Here is a 16,736-nt window from a genome sequence, read left to right as displayed (position 1 = left end):
TGATCATGAATCGACGCAATTTTCTGCATACGGGCATTCTGGGCGTCGCCGGGCTGGGCGCAATCAGCCTGGCCGGCTTTTCCTTCGGCGGCGCGAGCGCCAAGGCCAAGGGCAGCTTCGAAATCACCAAGACCGATGCGGCCTGGAAGAAGCAGCTTTCGCCCGATCAATATTATGTGCTGCGCCAGGAGGGCACAGAGCGGCCCTATTCCAGCCCGCTCGACAAGGAAAAGCGCGCCGGCACCTTCATCTGCGCTGGCTGCCAGCTCCCGCTGTTCTCATCGAAGACGAAGTTCAACAGCGGCACCGGCTGGCCCAGCTTCTACGCGCCTCTGCCCAAGGCGGTGGGCACCAGCACCGACCGGCTGCTCGGCTATGCGCGCACCGAAGTGCACTGCCGGCGCTGCGGCGGCCATCTGGGCCATGTCTTCGATGACGGCCCCGAACCCACCGGCAAGCGCTATTGCATGAACGGCGATGCGATGCTGTTCCGCCCCGCAAAAGCATAAAAATCCTCCCCCAACTTGCTGGGGGAGGATTTAAAAATCAGCCGACGCGCTTGACGCTGTCCTTGTGGGCACCGACGCCGCCGACGCGCGAACCGCCGCCACCGCCACCGCCGCCACCGGGACGACCGCCGCCGCCCGAGCGACCACCACCGCCGCCGGGACGACCACCACCGCCCGAGCGACGACGATCACCGTCACGCTTGGGGCCGTAGTTGCGGCCGCCGGGGCCGTTGCGATCACCACCGCTGCGTTCGCCACCGCGACCGCCGCCCGTGTTGGCAGGCGCCTTGACCGGCGGGGGAAGCTGCGCTGCGGCTTCGGTAAAGCCCTTGGGCAGCGGCATCGGGGTCGGCTTGACCTTGGTCAGCTTCTCGATGTCCTTGAGCAAAGGCCGCTCGTCATTGCTTACAAAGGCGATCGCGATGCCATCCGCGCCGTTGCGCGCGGTGCGTCCGATGCGGTGAACATATTGTTCGGGCACATGCGGCAGGTCATAGTTGAACACATGGCTGACACCGTTGATGTCGATGCCGCGCGCAGCGATATCGGTGGCGATCAGAACCTTGATGTCGCCATCCTTGAACGCTGCAAGTGCCGCAGTGCGCTGGCCCTGGCTCTTGTTGCCATGGATCGCGGCAGAGCGGATTCCGGCACCTGCCAGCGCGCGCACCACCTTGTCCGCGCCATGCTTGGTGCGGGTGAAGACGAGCGTGCGCTCAGGCTTGATTTCCTGGATCTTCAGCGTGAGCAATGCCTGCTTTTCGCCCTGGCTGACAAAGGTGACATATTGTTCGACGCGCTCAGCTGTGGTCGACTGCGGCGCCACTTCGACGCGGACCGGATTGTTCAGGAACCGCGCGCCCAGTTCGGCAATCGCCTTGGGCATGGTGGCCGAGAAGAACAGGCTCTGGCGCTGCTTGGGCAGCATCGATGCGATGCGCTTCAAGGGAACGATAAAGCCCAGGTCCATCATCTGGTCGGCTTCGTCGAGCACGAAGATCTCGACATTTTCGAGCGTCAGTGCGCGCTGTTCGATCAGGTCAAGCAGACGGCCCGGCGTTGCCACGAGCACATCGGTGCCCGCCTGCAGCTTGCGCTTCTGCTGGTTGATCGGCACGCCGCCGAAGATGCAGTTAACCGACAGGTTGAGATAGCGCGCATATTCGCGGATGTTCTCGGCGATCTGTGCGGCCAGTTCGCGCGTCGGCGACAGGATGAGCATCCGGCAGCCCTTGTGGGTGCGGCCCTTGGCTTCCTTGGCGAGGTGATGCAGCGAAGGCAGCGAAAACGCAGCGGTCTTGCCGGTGCCGGTCTGCGCGATGCCCAGAAGGTCGCGACCTTCCATCAGTGCGGGGATGGCATCCTTCTGGATCGGCGTGGGGGTGTCGTAACCCTTGGCATCGAGCGCGCGCAGAATCGGATCAGCCAGGCCAAGTTCATGAAAATAAGACATAATATACTCTTTACAGAGCAACGCGCGTCCCGGCCCGATGGGGGCGGCGCGCGCATTGCGGGGTTCAGAAGCGCCCGGAGTTCTTCCAGATGCTTCAGGAAAACGCCCCGCGTGAATTGGGATGTTCGGAAAGTCAGCAGCGGGGTTTCAGGACCCGGCCAATCGTGTCAGCCTGTGCCCGGGAGGGCGAGGCCAGAACGATGTTCACGCTGCCGGTTCATAAGGGGCATTGGGAAGGATTCCCGTGCCGAGGCGCGCTGCTTGGAGCGGCATATGGCCGCGATGCGTCTCAAATGCAAGGAGATTCGCTGACGGAGCCGATCCGTACCCGGATCAGGCGGCTTCCTGGACGTCCGCTGGGCCGCCGACCAGCACGAACCGGCGGTCGCAATAGCCGCATTCGACATAGCCCTTCTCGTCGATCTGCAGCCAGACGCGCGGATGGCCCAAAGCCGCACCGCCCCGAACTTCGCTGGCGCCATCGCAGGCGACGCGGGGAGTGGTGGTGCGAACGGTTTCAGGAGGCGTGATCATGGACAAGGCGATTATCAAAACTGCCGCGCCTGCGCAATCGGGCTTTGCGCCCTTGCGGTCAGGCCTCACCCAGTTTTTCGAGCACGCTGCGCGCTCGCGCCGCATCCTCAGGAATCACCATCAACCGCGCCGGGGTCATGAAGCCCAGGCCGAGGCCTGCCATGCCGCCATCGAAAATGTGCGCCTCGATGCCTTCAGCCCCCAGCGTCAGCCGCGCCATCTCCGCCTCGATCCGGTCTGCATATTCGGCAATCGCTTTCAGGCTCATGCGCGCTTAGCCCTGCGCATCGGTGAAATAGCGCGTGGTCGGCGTGGTCGGAAGTCCGTCGATCGAACGGGTGCGCCCGGCGGTCTTGGCCAGCCATTTGTCAGGCTCGCTTTGCCGGTGCGCTTTTTTCAGCGTCTCGCGCTCGCGCTCGAACTCCATCACCGGCACGCCCCAGCCACAGCTCGTCTGCACGCTGTCGACCGTGATATCGAAGATCTGCCGCGTGCCGGGCAGCATCTCGAAGTGCGATGCCAGGCCGTCCCATTCGGAATCCTGCGGCAGCACCGGCCGACCCCGGCCATAGATGCGCAGGATCAATGCCGGATTTTCGAACGCGCAGAACATGATCGTGATGCGCCCATCGGCCAACAGATGCGCGTGCGTCTCGTTGCCCGACCCACCCAGGTCGAGATAGGCGACGCGGTTGTCCTCCAGCACGCGGAACGCATCATAGCCCTTGGGGCTGAGATTGATGCGCGCATCGGCTGCGGCGGTGGCGACGAAGAAGACCGGCTGGCGCGCGATGAACGCGCGGTGCTTCTCGGTCAGGCTGGTGGTGAATTCCGACATGCGCCCATAGTGCTGGAAGGGGGCGGGCGGCGCAAGAGCGTCCCCCCTTCCCCCCGTCGCAAAAAGCCGTTACCGCGTCGGCCATGACGACCGCCCCTGCTGCCGGCACCCCCGGCATTCCCCGATCGCTTTATGTGCTGTCCGTGTTCTACGGCGGCATGGTGTGCCTGGCCGGTGTGCTGGGCAACAAGCAGGTCTCGATCGGCCCGCTGGCGGTGGAGGCGGGCATCTTTGCCTTCCTGCTGCTGGTGGTGGTCTCCAGCGCGATTGCAGAGCTGCACGGCCGCGACACCGCCAACAGCCTGGTGAAGTTCGGCTTTGTGCCGCTGCTGTTTGCCATGGCGCTCTCGTGGGTGGTCTTCGCGCTGCCCGCCTCGCCCGATATGGCACCCGAGAACGCAGCGGCGATCCAGCTGATCCTGGGCGCGACGGGTCGCATCTGGGCAGCAGGCGTGTGTGCCTATGGCGTCTCGCAGTTCCTCAACGTCTATATTTTCTCCAAGCTGCAGAACATGCCGGGCCGCTTGCTGGCGGTGCGCGGGGTGATCGCCTCGGCGCTCTCGCAGATCGTCGACACCTTGATCTTCGTCACCATCGCCTTTTATGGCGTGTTCCCGATCGGCCAGCTGCTCGTCGGGCAGATGGTCGCCAAGGTGGCGTTGTCGGTGGCCCTGGTGCCGTTCCTGATTGTGTTCTTCGTCCGTCTGGGCAAAAGGCTCGACGCATGAGCGACCATATCCACGACCCCGCGCTGCTGGCCAAGGCAGAGACCCTCACCGAAGCCCTGCCCTTCATGCAGCGCTATGCGGGCAAGAGCTTCGTCGTCAAATACGGCGGCCATGCGATGGGCGACCCCGAGCTGGCGCGCGACTTTGCCGAAGATGTCGTGCTGCTCAAAGCCGTGGGCATCAACCCCGTCGTCGTGCACGGCGGCGGCCCACAGATCGGCGCGATGCTGAAAAGGCTGGGCGTGCAGTCCGAATTCATCGACGGCCTGCGCGTTACCGACAGCGAGACCGCGAACGTCGCCGAAATGGTGCTGGGCGCGATCAACAAGGAGCTTGTGACCTGGATCGCGGCTGCCGGCGGCAAGGCGATCGGCATCAGCGGCAAGGACGCAGGCTTCGTCCGCGCGAGCAAGGTCGAGCGCACGATGCGCGACCCCGACAGCAATATCGAACGCGCGATCGACCTCGGCTTTGTCGGCGAGCCCGAATCGATCGATTGCACGGTGCTCAAGACCATTTCGGACGCAGGCATGATCCCCGTCGTCTCGCCGATCGGCGTGGGCGCGGATGGGCAGACCTACAACATCAACGCCGATACCATGGCCGGCGCTGTCGCAGCCGCTCTGGGCGCATCGCGGCTGTTCCTGCTGACCGATGTGGCAGGTGTGCTCGACAAGGCTAAGAAGCTGCTGTCCGATCTGACGCCAGCCGATATCGCCGCGCTGCGCGCCGATGGCACGATCAGCGGGGGCATGATACCCAAGCTGGAAACCTGCGTCCATGCCGTGGAACAGGGCGTTGATGCGGCGGTTGTCCTTGATGGACGGGTGCCGCATGCAATGCTGCTGGAAATCTTCACCTCGCGCGGTGCAGGCACGCTCATCCGCGCCTGAGGGTCTGGAGCTTGCGCGCCCAGCCGTTTTAGTCTTGTAATACACCCAATCTCGCCCTAGATATCGGGCCAGGCCATATTGAGAGACTTATGCAGATCCTGCTCGAAATCCTGGACATATTGCTGACGGTGGTGACGTGGTTCATCATCATCCAGATCGTCCTGTCCTGGCTGATCTCATTCAACGTCGTCAGCATGCAGAACGACCTGGTTCGCCAGCTGGTCGAATCGCTGCACCGGATCACCGAGCCGATCTATCGTCCCGTTCGCAAGATCATGCCGGACCTCGGCATGATCGATCTGGCGCCGATGGTAGTGCTGCTGCTGATCATGATCGTCCAGCGTTCGATCATCCCGCGTTTGTGGGTGCAGTTCGCCTGAGCAGCGTAAATCCGCGCTCTGCTGTGGCAATGACGCGCATTTGACGTTAGAGCGGCGGGCATGACAGCCCGTATCATAGATGGAAAGGCCTTCGCGGCCGGTTTGCGTGCGCGCCTCGCAGCGCTTGTCCCCGGTTTCGTGCAGGCCGCCGGCCGCGCGCCCGGTCTTGCCGTCGTTCTGGTGGGTGAAGACCCGGCCAGCCAGGTCTATGTCCGCTCCAAGCACAAGGCGACCGTCGAAGCCGGGATGCTCAGCTTCGAGCACCGGTTGCCCGCCGACACCAGCGAGCAGGCGCTGCTCGAACTGGTCGCCACGCTCAACGCCGATGATGCGGTGGACGGAATTCTGGTCCAGCTGCCGCTGCCTGCGCATATCGACGACAAGGCGGTGCTCGCCGCGATCGATCCGGCCAAGGATGTCGACGGCTTCCATGTCGTCAACGCGGGCAAATTGGCGGTCGGCGAAGAGGCTCTGGTGCCCTGCACCCCGCTGGGCTCGCTGATGCTGTTGCAGGACACGCTGGGCGACCTGTCCGGGCTGCACGCGGTGGTGATTGGCCGATCGAATATTGTCGGCAAGCCGATGGCGCAGCTGTTGCTGCAGCAAAGCTGCACCGTCACGATCGCGCACAGCCGCACGAAAGACCTTCCCGCCATCGTCGGCCTGGCCGATATTGTCGTTGCCGCCGTGGGCCGCGCAGAGATGGTACGCGGCGACTGGATCAAACCCGGCGCTTGCGTGATCGATGTCGGCATCAACCGCGTCCCCGGCGCCGAGCCCGGCAAGACCAGACTGGTCGGTGACGTCGCCTATGACGAATGCGTCGCTGTTGCTGGTGCGATCACGCCGGTACCTGGCGGTGTCGGCCCGATGACCATCGCTTGCCTCCTGCGCAACACGCTCGTTGCCGCGCACCGCCGCGCCGGTCTGCGCGCGCCGGAGGGATTGTGATGCGCCTGCATCACCGCTGGCTCGCCATGTGGGCCGCTCTGCTGCCCATCGCGGCGAGTGCTCAACCCGGCCCGCCACCGGGCGAACATCGCGGCCCGCCGGGGCAATCCTATGCCAATTCGAGCGCCGTTCTGGTTGCCGACATCGCCTTTGCGCGTCTGGCGCAGGAAAAGGGCCAGTGGACCGCTTCGCGCGAGACCGCTGCCCCGGATGCCGTGACGCTGACCGAGGGGCCGGTGCTGGCACAAAGCTGGCTGAAAGACCGCGCCGATCCGCCCCAGGCCGCCCGATGGCAGGCCAAACGCCTTTTCATGGCGTGCGACGGCCGCACTGGCGCTGCCAGCGGCGTCCTCAATTTCCCCGATGGCCAGGTCGGCAGCTACACCAGCGTGTGGCAGAACCTGGAAAAGCCGCGCGCCAAGAAGCCCAAGTGGCGTTGGGTGTTCAACCACGGCGCATTGATCGCTGCCACCGAAGGCGATGGCGACATGATCAGCTCGCGCACGGCGGTGTGCACCGGTGACCCCAAGGCGCTGCTCGAGGGCGTGCAGATGGGGCCGCTGGCCAAGGATGCCAGGATTGCTGCCCCCGCCTCGAGCGGTGCGCGCGCATCGACCGATGGCACGATGGTCTGGCGCTGGAACGTCCGCGCTGATGGCAGCCGCACGGTCAGCATCGACCTGTGGAACGGCACCGAATTCGAAACCGTCGTGCGCGACGATGTCCCGGCAGGTGCGGCATGATCGAACTGTTTATCTCCGCTTTCGTGACGCTGTTCGTGGTCATCGACCCACCCGGCTGCGCGCCGATCTATGCCAGCATGACCACCGAGGCCAATGCCCAGCAGCGGCGCAGCATGGCGATCCGCGCGGTGATCGTAGCGGGCGGCATCCTGCTGGTGTTTGCCTTGTTCGGCGAGGTGCTGCTCTCGGCGCTGCACATCGAGCTTGACAGCTTCCGCATCGCCGGCGGAATCATGCTGTTCCTGATCGCGCTCGACATGGTGTTCGAAAAGCGCACCGAACGCCGCGAACAGCGCGCGCAGAAGGTGATCGAGACGCCCGAGATCGAGGATGTCTCGATCTTCCCGATGGCCATGCCGATGATCGCGGGGCCGGGATCGATCGCATCGGTCATGCTGCTGGTCTCACAGAACAGCGGCCTCGACCGCGCACTGACGATTCTCGCGGCGCTGCTGGCGGTGCTGCTGCTGACATTGCTCGCCCTGGTCACCGCAGGCCCGCTGATGAAGCTGCTGGGCTCCAAGGCCGAAGCGGTGATCACCCGGCTGTTGGGTGTGCTGCTGGCAGCGCTCGCAGCGCAGTTCGTGATCGATGGATTGCGGGCGAGCTTTCAGTAGGGTGACAGGCCGAGCGCGTGGCAGCATACAGCCCCGCTTATTGCCAAAGACTAACCACCTCCGCTCATTCCTGAATCAGGTTCAGGACAGGCTCTGAGCAGCGGGCGTAGCCCGCGAAGTCAAATGACCCTCGCCCAGGCCAGCCGTATAGCGGGGCCTTCGACAGGCTCAGGCTGAGCGGAAGGGGGGCGGATTTTTCGCTTGTTTGGGCAAAATCTAGCCTGCTGCAAACGACGCCAATTCAGTCATTCCTTCACGGCCAATATCAGCCTAAGAACGGTCACCTCACTACAGGCTGGGCATCGGCATATGAATCGACGTCGCGCATTTTGTGTTGCTGCGCTCATGGTGGTCGGCGCAGTCTATTTGATGAATGCATCGTGGCTTGCACCTGAGCCTGACGGCAAAGCGCGGCTGATGGCCCACAGAGGGATCCATCAGCTTTACGACCGGGATGGGATCGACAAGGACACGTGCACAGCCAGTCGCATGCTGCCCCCGACAAACGCCTATATTGAGAACACCTTGCCATCGATAGCCGCGAGCTTTCGGGCTGGCGCGGACATCCTGGAAATCGATATTCACCCCACGAGCGACAACGAGTTCGTGGTCTTTCACGATTGGACGATCGATTGCCGAACCGAAGGGAGCGGTGTCACGCGTGAGCATTCACTGACATATCTCAAGTCGCTCGACATAGGCCATGGATACACGGCCGACGGCGGCAAGACATTCCCGTTTCGCGGAAAGGGCGAGGGAATGATGCCCTCTTTGGCCGAAGTCCTGAAGGCCTTTCCCCAGCAACGCTTTCTGATCAACTTCAAAAGTCGATGGATCGAGGAAGCCGATCTGTTGCACGCCTATCTCAAGGGGCAGGGCATCACGATCGATGACAGGATCATGGTCTACGGCCATGAAAGGCCTGTCGGGCGCTGGAAAGCGATCAATCCGACAGGCTTTGCCTTTTCCAAGCGCGGGATGAAAGAGTGTACCCTCGATTACCTGAAGGTCGGATGGAGCACAAAGTCGCCGCACTCCTGCGTCGACGGCGTTATCGGGGTGCCTATCAACTACAGGCATCTGGTGTGGGGATGGCCCAACCGCTTTCTCGAGCGGATGCGCCAATCCAATACGACCGTGATATTCCTCGGCAACATTGAAAACGAAAATGGCGCACCCGGCATAACCGACCCCGATGATCTCGATGCCGTTCCGCCCGGCTTCAACGGGTTGATCTGGACCGACGCGATAGAGCAGGTCGGGCCAGCGTGGACAAGGAAGGCCGGCGCGCGAGAGAGTGGAGCTTAGGCGAATAGCCGCAGAACTGCGATTGCCGCCAAAAAGCTGAAGCCTGCACAGGTGCCCACCCATTACGGCCGCCACGACTGTAGCCACAATGCACTGAAAGCGGCCGTACCGGATGCAAGACATGCGATGCGGGACAATCCAGCGGCAGTTCAGTTCCCACCGCCTGAACCTTCCCCACCCCCAAAGAAAAAGCCCGCCAGCCTCTCGGCTGACGGGCTTTTCTTTAGGCTTGCCGCCCGGGCTGGTGCTTAGAAGCGGACCAGCGCCGAGAGCGAGTATTGTTGTGCCTGGAAGTCCTGGCGACCCACCGTGGTGTCGATCGACGCGGTGAAGTCGAAGGTCGGCTGCGAGATCGTCAGGCCCACGCCCGTTTCTGCCCAGGTGCGGTCATCCGCGCGATAGGCAAACGGGAAGCGGCCCGTGGTGCTGCCTGCGAAGTTGGCACCGAAGAACCGGTCGCCTTCCAGCACGTCATAGACGAAATCGGCGTAGATATAGGGCCGGAACACGGCGGTCTTCTTGGCGCTGGCCGACAGGCCGGTGCGGATCTGCAGGCTATCGAACTTGTTGCGATCGATATCCAGAGCCGGACCGCCCCCGGTTTCACGCACATCGTCAAAGCCGATATACTGATACTGGGCGGCAACACGCGGAGTGACGACGACAGACTTGCCTTCGATCGGAGCCGAAAGGCCCAGTTCCGCGGTGATCGCCAGGCTATCGTCCTGGGTTGCCAGGTTGAACAGTCCAGTGCCGACTGCCACGCTGCGCGCGGTATCGACCTTGAAGCTGCCTGCGCTGACACGGCCGTCGACGATCATGCCGCCCGGCGTGGTCACCGCACCATAGACGCTGCCTTCCAGCAACCTGCCCGATGCCTGCTGGCCGCGGACGACGTTGGCGTCGACATCCGAGTAGCTCGCCGAGATACCCAGCACGACACCATCGCGCGGCAGATATTCAAAGCCGCCGACAACGAAATAACCGTCGAAATTATCCTGCCGGCCATTGGTCAGCGAGGTCGGCATCGGCGTGGACTTGCCGTTGAGATAGCCGCCACCCAGATAGATCGCATAATCGCTGCCCAGCGACGGCGATTCCATCACGGTTTCCTGCGCGTCCTGACCCGCTGCAGCCGCCGCCATCGCACCCGGCAGTACCGCGCCGCTGGTGGCAGTGGCAGCAAGGTTGAGCGGCTGGCCGATCATCGCGACCGTACCGCCCATATCGCCGGACAAGGCCGACTGCATGCGGGTGCGGTGGAAGCGTGATGTGCTCGACAGCATCGACTCGCTCATGCTGAGCCGGGTCGATTCTGCGAACGGTGCCAGCGATTCGAACGTCGCCTGGATCTGCGCGGCCGACATGAGGTCAGTGCGCAGGAAGACGTCCGAATAGGTGCCGGCTGCCGCGCGATTGCTGTCCAGAATGCTCGCATAGGACGACTGGACGCGCGATCCCGCCACAATAACGTTGCGATACTGGCCTGCGGTGATGCGCATGTCGACGGCATTGGCGCTGGTGGTGAGCACCGGCGTCAGGATGGCGCTGATCGGGGCGGCGGAGTTGAACCCTGCCGAGATCGTGCCGCCCGTGGTGACGATGCGATAGGTGTCGCCGTTCTTGATTGTATAGCCGGGCACCGGCGAGACGACCACGCGGCCACCCAGGCTGGCGTTGCCGGTGATGGCAAGTCGATCCGACACGCCGTTGCCAACATCGACATTGAACTGCGTCGCCGATGAAAGGATGACGTTGCCGTCGATGGTCAGCGTGCCGATGTTGCCGGCATTGCCTGTGGCACCCGGAGAGATGGTGCCTGCAACGCTGGTGAAGAACGGCGCCTTCACGGTGCCGGTGCCGCTCAGGCCGCCGGTCATCATGAAATAGTCACCCACCGACGTCAGCCGGCCATTGACCTGCATCGAACCGATGGTCTGCGTGACATCGATCAGGCTGGTCAGCGAACCGGTCGAGGTGATGTTGAGTGCGGCCGCTGCGCCGTTCAGGCGGAAGCGGTCGATGGTCACCGTGCTGTCGAGCGTGGTCGTGCCGGCAGCCGACAGGGTCACGTCGAAATAGCGCGGCAGGATGCCTGCGGTACGGTTGCCGGCGGTGTTGTTGGGAACGAAGTTGGTCGCCCCTGGCAGACCGTTGGCGATGGATGCCGGCGGCAGCGCGATGGTGGCCTGGCCGACAGGGTCGGTCGCCGCGATCTGCGCTGTTGCTGCGGCGCTTTCGACCACCGCTTCGCCAATGCCGCTGGCAATGGTTGCGGTTCCTGCATTGTCGCTTTCGCTACCCGTGCCGATCGGCTTGCGCTCGACCGTGGTGGTGCCGGTGCTGAAGTCGACGCACTCGCTGAGGCCGCCTGACTGGAAGCAGGCCTGGCCGAACTTGCCGCTGGTATCCACCGTGGTGCCGCCAGCCGAAGATGGGGTGCCGTTGATGAGCTGGCCGTCGGGACCGATGATGAAGTAATTGGGATCCTGGGTCGTGATCCAGTGCGTCGGGTCGTTCCAGTTGCGGCTGCCGGCATTGGCCGACACGTAGCGATACGGGTTGTTCTCTGCGATCCAGTCCCAATACAGGTAGAGCGGCTGATAGAACGAGGCGGTGCCGAAGCCGTTGGCGGGCTGGCCGTTGAAGAAGCGCGTATAGCCACCCGACAGCACGCCGATGATCACTTCGCGCGTGAAAGTGCGGTCGAGGATCAGCGGGCCGCCCGAATCGCCACCTGCGGTGGTCCCTTCACGGGGCAGTGCGTTATCGCGAAAGGCGTTGAAATCGAACGGGCTGGCCGCAGCTGTGCCACGACGCGGATCGTCGAAGTCGATCCAGTACAGGTTCTGCGGCAGACCTTCGGGAGGCGCGCCGAACAGAAACGCCTGGAAATCATCGAGCGAGGTCAGCGCGCCCAGCCAGTTTTCGGCGGTACGGCGGCGGAAGTCGATCGGCAGCGTGCCAGAGGTTCCGGTACCGTTGCCGCCATAGCCGGCCAGGTTCACGTGATAACCGGTGCCGCTGGCAGCGGTGATCGCGGTCGGCTGGGGCAGCTGCGACAGCAGCAGCGACCAGGTCGGAATGCCGACGGCGGGTGTGTCGAGCGAGGCGACCGCGATATCGGCATAGAGGAAGCCGTTGCCCGGCTCGACCGAACGCGGGTGATAGGCCACCGCATTCACGTTGTACAAAGCCTGTGCGGTGTTGGTCTGGAAGCGACCCTGACCATTGGTGCCAAGCAGCCAGCGAACCAGTTCGTCGACCTGGCCCGGTGCGTTGGCGCGGGTGTTGGTTTCGAACCCGAAGGCGATGGCGACGCCGCCCGAATTGGCGCCATAGGCCGTTGCGGCACGGCTGTTCACGCAGTGTGCGGCAAACAGCACGGTGCGCGGATTGATCAGCGAACCGGTGCACAGACCGACACCGCCATTGCCGTTATCGACCACCATCTGGGCGACGCCGGTGATGTTGACGGGATCACGCGCGGTGGTGGGGGTGCCGGGGTTGGCGATCAGGATCTGCGGATCCAGCTCGACATCCTGAATGTCGAGACGCATCGAATGCGGCTCCGGCTTGGCATCCATGAGGTTCAGGCTGGAATCGAAATGCGGTGACAGGCCATCGGCGGTCAGCAAATTGCGGATATCGGAGGCTGAACTGGCATTGGCCTCGATTGCAAGAGCCGGAGCGGCAGCCAGCGCCACTGCCATCGCGGAGGCGGCGACGCCGCCGCTGATAGCCCTGTGTAGACCTCTATTGTTCTTGACCATGATTATCCCCTGCTTGACGACTTTGTTGATCGGGGAAGTTACCGGACGCGACATTAAACGCAACGCGTCCGCGCATGGGCGATTACGATTAAAGGCCAGTGTTGCTGGCTGGACACATATTCTTGCGCCAGCCAGCCGCCCTCAGACGTGCAGCAGCCCGAAATCCGCATGAAAACCCCATGAAACAGGGGGATAGGCGGCTCTGGACGGCATTGCTCGGTTACTTGCCAAGCGTCTCTGTGAGGAACCACGCGCGCTCCTGCGCCTGGTCGGTCCAGTCGTCGACCATGCCATCGGTGGCGTTGTCGCCAGCCTGGCCCGCCAGTTCCTTGACCGCACGCAGCCGGCCAACGAAGGCGATGTTGTCGTCGCGCAATTCCTTCAGCATTGCTTCCGCCGAGACGCTGGACTTGTCATTGTCTGCGATCGACTGGTGACGCGTGATGTCGCCGATCGAGGTCAGCGTGCGATGGCCGTTCTTGCGGACCCGCTCGGCGATCGCGTCGGTAATCGCCAGGATCTGGGTGGCATGATCATCCAGCAGCAGATGATATTCGCGAAAGTGCGGACCTGCGACATGCCAGTGAAAATTCTTTGTCTTGAGGTACAGTGCGAAGCTGTCGGCCAGCAGGCCATTCATCGCTTCGGCCAGCGCCTTGCTGGCATTGTCGCCCTTCTTGTTTCCCATGGCATTTACTCCTGTGTGGTGGGTCGTTGACGTTAACATAGGTTGGAAAAGCCCAAATGGCATGATCCTTTATGCACCCGCGCCGATCTGAAAGAACTCCGGTCAGATCAGCCCGAAGGCTGCCAGCGCGAGCGCGGTGCCGATCAGCGTGATGATCGCGCCTGCCGCGATGCGCACCGCGCGCAACGGCAGTCGTGCCAGTTCGCCTTGCCAGATGACCGCAGGCGCCAGCCCCAGCATCGTGCCGCTCCATCCGCCCAGCAGCGGCCAGACCCAGTCATGGCTCCGTGCGGCGGTGGCGGCGATGATGAACTGGCCCTTGTCGCCAAACTGCACGATGGCGATGCCCAGCAGACCGGTGAGGAACGGTCCGGTGCGCCAGCGCTGCAGCACGCCAACCGGGCGTCGCCACGCCAGCATGCCCAGCCCGGCAAACAGCAGCGAAAGCGCATAAAACAACCGCAGCGCGTCGATGCTGATCCAGTCGCCGACAACGACCCCGCCCAGCGCGCCCACCGCCGCGAGCAGCCCGCTCGCCAGAAACGCTGCAAGCAACAGGGGCACAGGCCGGTCGAACCGCTGGCCCAGGGCTGCGGACAGCAACTGTGCGCGGTCGCCCGTCTGGACGATCGCGGTCAGCAGCAATGTGGTGACAAAGGCTTCCATCAGCCGGAACGATAGCGCAGCTCAGCGCACTCCACGAACCGCGATCGACGCGAGCATCGCGGCGCGCATGTCGCCGTCACCGCAGTCGCAGGCAATCGCTTCGTCCATCGCGTCCAGATACTGCACCGCCATCGTGCGGCTCCAGCCATGCGTCAGCAGATGTTCAAGGCCATGAGCCAGATCGCTGACGCAAGGCAAGGCGTTGCTCGCCGCCATGTGCCGCATCTTGGCGATTTCACGCTTCAGGTCATCGCGCGCGACCCGGCGAGCGAGCGAGCGGACGTGCCCTGCCTGCATGCGCAGTTGCTGCCTTGCCAGCGTCAGCCGGTCGTGGGCCGGTTCGGAAGCTGATGGGGTATGCACTGGACCCTCCTGCGTGATGCTGGTGACAAGGGTACCCTGGCACAATCAGGTTAATTATTGGGCAAGGGCATGACCGTGTCATGACACCTTCGACCCGGCGCCAGCGCCTATCGGTCGCTTGACAAGACCGGGCCATTTGGGGCAAGGGCCGCGCTCGCGTTTGAAGGGCGGCCTCGTTGCCGCTCTTTGTGTTTGTGATTCTCTACGGTGCCGGGCGGAACGCCCCGATCCGTGCCCGAATTTTTAACCCAAAGGAACAGGTCATGGCCAAGCCAGCCACTGTCAAGATTCGCCTGGTCAGCACCGAAGGCACCGGCTTCTTCTATGTCACCAAGAAGAACCCGCGCAACACGACCGAGAAGATGAGCTTCCGCAAGTACGATCCCGTCGCGCGCAAGCACGTCGAGTTCAAGGAAGCCAAGATCAAGTAATCTTGGGGCTGCGCCCAAAGATTGCACGCTGCGATGAACCGGTGATTCAGCGCCGGTTCAATCGCCTGCGGTCAGGGATTTCAGCGTATTTTACGCCAATGAAAGCCTGAACCGATGCTGAAATTCTCCCTTCCATTCGTCGCCACCGCGCTGGTTGCCAGCGCGGCGATTGTGGTGCCTGTCGCCTTGCCGTCCGCCGCGATCGGCCAACAGGCCGTGCAGGGCGGCGATCTGGCGCAGGTTTCGCGGCACCTCAAGGCGATGCAGTCGCTGCGCGCCGGATTCACCCAGACCGACCGCAACGGCCAGACGCTCACCGGTACGCTGACGCTCAAGCAGCCCGGCAAGATCCGCTTCGAATATCAGAAGGATGCGCAGCTGCTCATCGTCAGCGATGGCCGCGCGCTCACCATGATCGATTATCAGGTCCGCCAGGTACAGCGCTGGCCGATTCGCAATTCGCCGCTCGGCGCGCTGCTCGACCCGAACCGCGACCTTACCCGCTATGGCAAGATCGTGCCGACCGGCGACCCCAATGTCGTCAGTGTCGAGGTGCGTGATCCCAAGCGGCCCGAATATGGCGTCATCACCCTGATCCTGACCCGCACCCCGTCTGCGCCGGGTGGCCTCAGCCTGGTGGGATGGGTCGCGCTCGATTCGCAGAACAAGCGCACCACCATCCGCCTGTCCGGCCAGCAGTATAACACGGCCATCGCCGACAGCGCCTTTGCCTGGACCGACCCGCGCGGCAAGGGCCCGCGCCGCTGAAACGACGGTTTTGCGTCGCTGCCAGTGACGAACCGACGCCCGCCATCGACGAAATGCGAAGAGTTCTCAATTTCGTTCACATGGCAGACAGGGTTGCTGCGCTAGAACAGTTCTCGAAGACGGCGATGAGGTTTCCCCCTGTTACCTGATCGAACCACCGGCTTCATCCAAGCGTGACGAACGCAAAAAAGAACCCTCGTTCCAATGCCCCCGGGACGAGGGTTTTTTGCGCCCGAAGCTCAGTTTAGGGCTTGGGTTTGACGGGATCGCTGGCTAGAGCCTTGCCATGGCTGCCCCCCTCAAGATCGCTTCGTGGAATATCAACTCGGTCCGCTTCCGGCTGGCATCGGTCCAGCGGTTCCTTGCCGAAGAGCAGCCCGACATCCTGTGCCTTCAGGAAACCAAGGTCATCAACGGCGATTTCCCCGAAGGCCCGTTCCGGCAGCTCGGCTACAACTTCCAGAAGCTGAACGGCCAGCCGATGCACCATGGCGTGGCGATCGTCAGCAAGGTGCGGTTGAGCGACGATGCGCGGCTCGACTGGCAAGCAAATGGCGAGGCGCGGCACATCGGCGTCAACGTCACCGGCCCATTGGGCGGTACCGTGCGGCTGGAAAATGTCTACGTTCCCGCCGGCGGCGAGATTCCCGACCGCGAGGTCAGCCCCAAGTTCGGCCAGAAGCTCGATTTCCTCGACCGCATGACCCAGTGGTCGAGCGGCCTTGGCGGACGCACCATCATCATGGGTGATTTCAACGTCGCGCCGCTGGAATCCGATGTGTGGAACCACAAGCAGCTGATCAACACCGTCAGCCATACGCCGATCGAGATCGCGCGGCTGAAGGCGATGCAGGATGCGCATGGCTGGGTCGATATCGGCCGCAAATTCTATCCCGCGCCCGAACGGCTCTACACCTGGTGGAGCTATCGCGCGCGCGACTGGTCGGTGTCCGACAAGGGGCGCAGGCTCGACCATATCTGGGTCTCGCCCGACATCGTCGACACCGTGAAGAGCCACCGGGTGGTCGAACCGTGCCGCGGCTGGCCGCAGCCTTCGGACCATGCGCCGCTGATGAGCGAGTTCCTGTTCTGA

General features: G+C 63.3%; 19 protein-coding genes. 11 read left to right on the top strand and 8 right to left on the bottom strand.

The window, feature by feature from the left end; genetic code table 11:
• Positions 1–5 precede the first annotated feature (5 nt).
• Positions 6–509, top strand: coding sequence for a peptide-methionine (R)-S-oxide reductase MsrB (gene msrB / locus D618_RS0100565; RefSeq protein ID WP_152414483.1), 504 nt, complete (start codon positions 6–8; stop codon positions 507–509).
• 37 nt (positions 510–546) lie between these two features.
• Here the strand turns inward: msrB and D618_RS0100560 are convergent, their stop codons facing one another.
• The 4 genes from D618_RS0100560 to D618_RS0100545 all read right to left on the bottom strand — a co-directional run bounded on the left by D618_RS0100560 (position 547) and on the right by D618_RS0100545 (position 3,334).
• Positions 547–1,962 carry a DEAD/DEAH box helicase gene (locus D618_RS0100560; protein WP_017669533.1) on the bottom strand — a complete coding sequence of 472 codons (1,416 nt, stop codon included), beginning with the start codon at positions 1,960–1,962 and terminating at the stop codon, positions 547–549.
• A 333-nt stretch (positions 1,963–2,295) separates the two neighbouring features.
• Complete coding sequence (locus D618_RS0100555) at positions 2,296–2,496, bottom strand: zinc-finger domain-containing protein (RefSeq protein ID WP_017669532.1); 201 nt, start codon at positions 2,494–2,496, stop codon at positions 2,296–2,298.
• A 58-nt stretch (positions 2,497–2,554) separates the two neighbouring features.
• Positions 2,555–2,764 carry a DUF2007 domain-containing protein gene (locus D618_RS17275; RefSeq protein ID WP_017669531.1) on the bottom strand — a complete coding sequence of 70 codons (210 nt, stop codon included), beginning with the start codon at positions 2,762–2,764 and terminating at the stop codon, positions 2,555–2,557.
• Between the two features lie 6 nt (positions 2,765–2,770).
• Positions 2,771–3,334, bottom strand: a complete 564-nt coding sequence (locus tag D618_RS0100545; RefSeq protein ID WP_017669530.1) for a pyridoxamine 5'-phosphate oxidase family protein — start codon at positions 3,332–3,334, stop codon at positions 2,771–2,773.
• Between the two features lie 83 nt (positions 3,335–3,417).
• On the opposite strand from D618_RS0100545, the gene D618_RS0100540 reads away from it, so the two are divergent.
• The 7 genes from D618_RS0100540 to D618_RS17265 all read left to right on the top strand — a co-directional run bounded on the left by D618_RS0100540 (position 3,418) and on the right by D618_RS17265 (position 8,954).
• Positions 3,418–4,062 (top strand): queuosine precursor transporter, encoded by a 645-nt coding sequence (locus tag D618_RS0100540; protein ID WP_017669529.1) that lies wholly within the window; start codon positions 3,418–3,420, stop codon positions 4,060–4,062.
• A complete protein-coding gene (argB, locus tag D618_RS0100535) occupies positions 4,059–4,955 on the top strand; it encodes an acetylglutamate kinase (RefSeq protein WP_017669528.1) in 897 nt (298 codons plus the stop codon). Before D618_RS0100540 ends, argB begins: the two co-directional genes overlap by 4 nt.
• An 89-nt stretch (positions 4,956–5,044) precedes the next feature.
• Positions 5,045–5,335 (top strand): YggT family protein, encoded by a 291-nt coding sequence (locus D618_RS0100530; protein ID WP_017669527.1) that lies wholly within the window; start codon positions 5,045–5,047, stop codon positions 5,333–5,335.
• Positions 5,336–5,395: 60 nt separating this feature from the next.
• Entirely contained in the window at positions 5,396–6,286 is an 891-nt protein-coding gene (folD, locus tag D618_RS0100525; RefSeq protein ID WP_017669526.1) for a bifunctional methylenetetrahydrofolate dehydrogenase/methenyltetrahydrofolate cyclohydrolase FolD, read from the top strand.
• Positions 6,286–7,029 (top strand): hypothetical protein, encoded by a 744-nt coding sequence (locus tag D618_RS17270; protein ID WP_017669525.1) that lies wholly within the window; start codon positions 6,286–6,288, stop codon positions 7,027–7,029. The genes folD and D618_RS17270 overlap by 1 nt, the downstream gene beginning before the upstream one ends.
• Positions 7,026–7,646 carry a MarC family protein gene (locus D618_RS0100515; RefSeq protein WP_017669524.1) on the top strand — a complete coding sequence of 207 codons (621 nt, stop codon included), beginning with the start codon at positions 7,026–7,028 and terminating at the stop codon, positions 7,644–7,646. Before D618_RS17270 ends, D618_RS0100515 begins: the two co-directional genes overlap by 4 nt.
• A 345-nt stretch (positions 7,647–7,991) precedes the next feature.
• On the top strand, positions 7,992–8,954 hold the full coding sequence (locus D618_RS17265; protein WP_017669523.1) for a glycerophosphodiester phosphodiesterase family protein: 963 nt from the start codon (positions 7,992–7,994) through the stop codon (positions 8,952–8,954).
• Between the two features lie 248 nt (positions 8,955–9,202).
• On the opposite strand, the gene D618_RS17260 is transcribed toward D618_RS17265, so the two are convergent.
• The 4 genes from D618_RS17260 to D618_RS17255 all read right to left on the bottom strand — a co-directional run bounded on the left by D618_RS17260 (position 9,203) and on the right by D618_RS17255 (position 14,444).
• Positions 9,203–12,727, bottom strand: a complete 3,525-nt coding sequence (locus tag D618_RS17260) for an autotransporter domain-containing protein (RefSeq protein ID WP_193746656.1) — start codon at positions 12,725–12,727, stop codon at positions 9,203–9,205.
• Positions 12,728–12,947: 220 nt separating this feature from the next.
• Positions 12,948–13,415, bottom strand: a complete 468-nt coding sequence (locus D618_RS0100500; protein WP_017669521.1) for a DNA starvation/stationary phase protection protein — start codon at positions 13,413–13,415, stop codon at positions 12,948–12,950.
• A gap of 102 nt (positions 13,416–13,517) precedes the next feature.
• Positions 13,518–14,081 (bottom strand): TMEM165/GDT1 family protein, encoded by a 564-nt coding sequence (locus D618_RS0100495; protein ID WP_017669520.1) that lies wholly within the window; start codon positions 14,079–14,081, stop codon positions 13,518–13,520.
• A 21-nt stretch (positions 14,082–14,102) separates the two neighbouring features.
• Entirely contained in the window at positions 14,103–14,444 is a 342-nt protein-coding gene (locus D618_RS17255) for a hypothetical protein (protein ID WP_152414454.1), read from the bottom strand.
• Between the two features lie 263 nt (positions 14,445–14,707).
• On the opposite strand from D618_RS17255, the gene rpmG reads away from it, so the two are divergent.
• From rpmG to D618_RS0100475, 3 genes are all read left to right on the top strand, one after another.
• Positions 14,708–14,875 (top strand): 50S ribosomal protein L33, encoded by a 168-nt coding sequence (rpmG, locus tag D618_RS0100485; protein ID WP_017669518.1) that lies wholly within the window; start codon positions 14,708–14,710, stop codon positions 14,873–14,875.
• A 114-nt stretch (positions 14,876–14,989) separates the two neighbouring features.
• A complete protein-coding gene (locus D618_RS0100480) occupies positions 14,990–15,643 on the top strand; it encodes an outer membrane lipoprotein carrier protein LolA (RefSeq protein WP_017669517.1) in 654 nt (217 codons plus the stop codon).
• 286 nt (positions 15,644–15,929) lie between these two features.
• Positions 15,930–16,736, top strand: a complete 807-nt coding sequence (locus D618_RS0100475) for an exodeoxyribonuclease III (RefSeq protein WP_017669516.1) — start codon at positions 15,930–15,932, stop codon at positions 16,734–16,736.

The organism is Blastomonas sp. AAP53, assembly GCF_000331245.1.
GTDB lineage: Bacteria > Pseudomonadota > Alphaproteobacteria > Sphingomonadales > Sphingomonadaceae > Blastomonas.
Note: the sequence above shows the minus strand (reverse complement) of the source record. Positions and strands in the feature narration are given on the sequence as shown.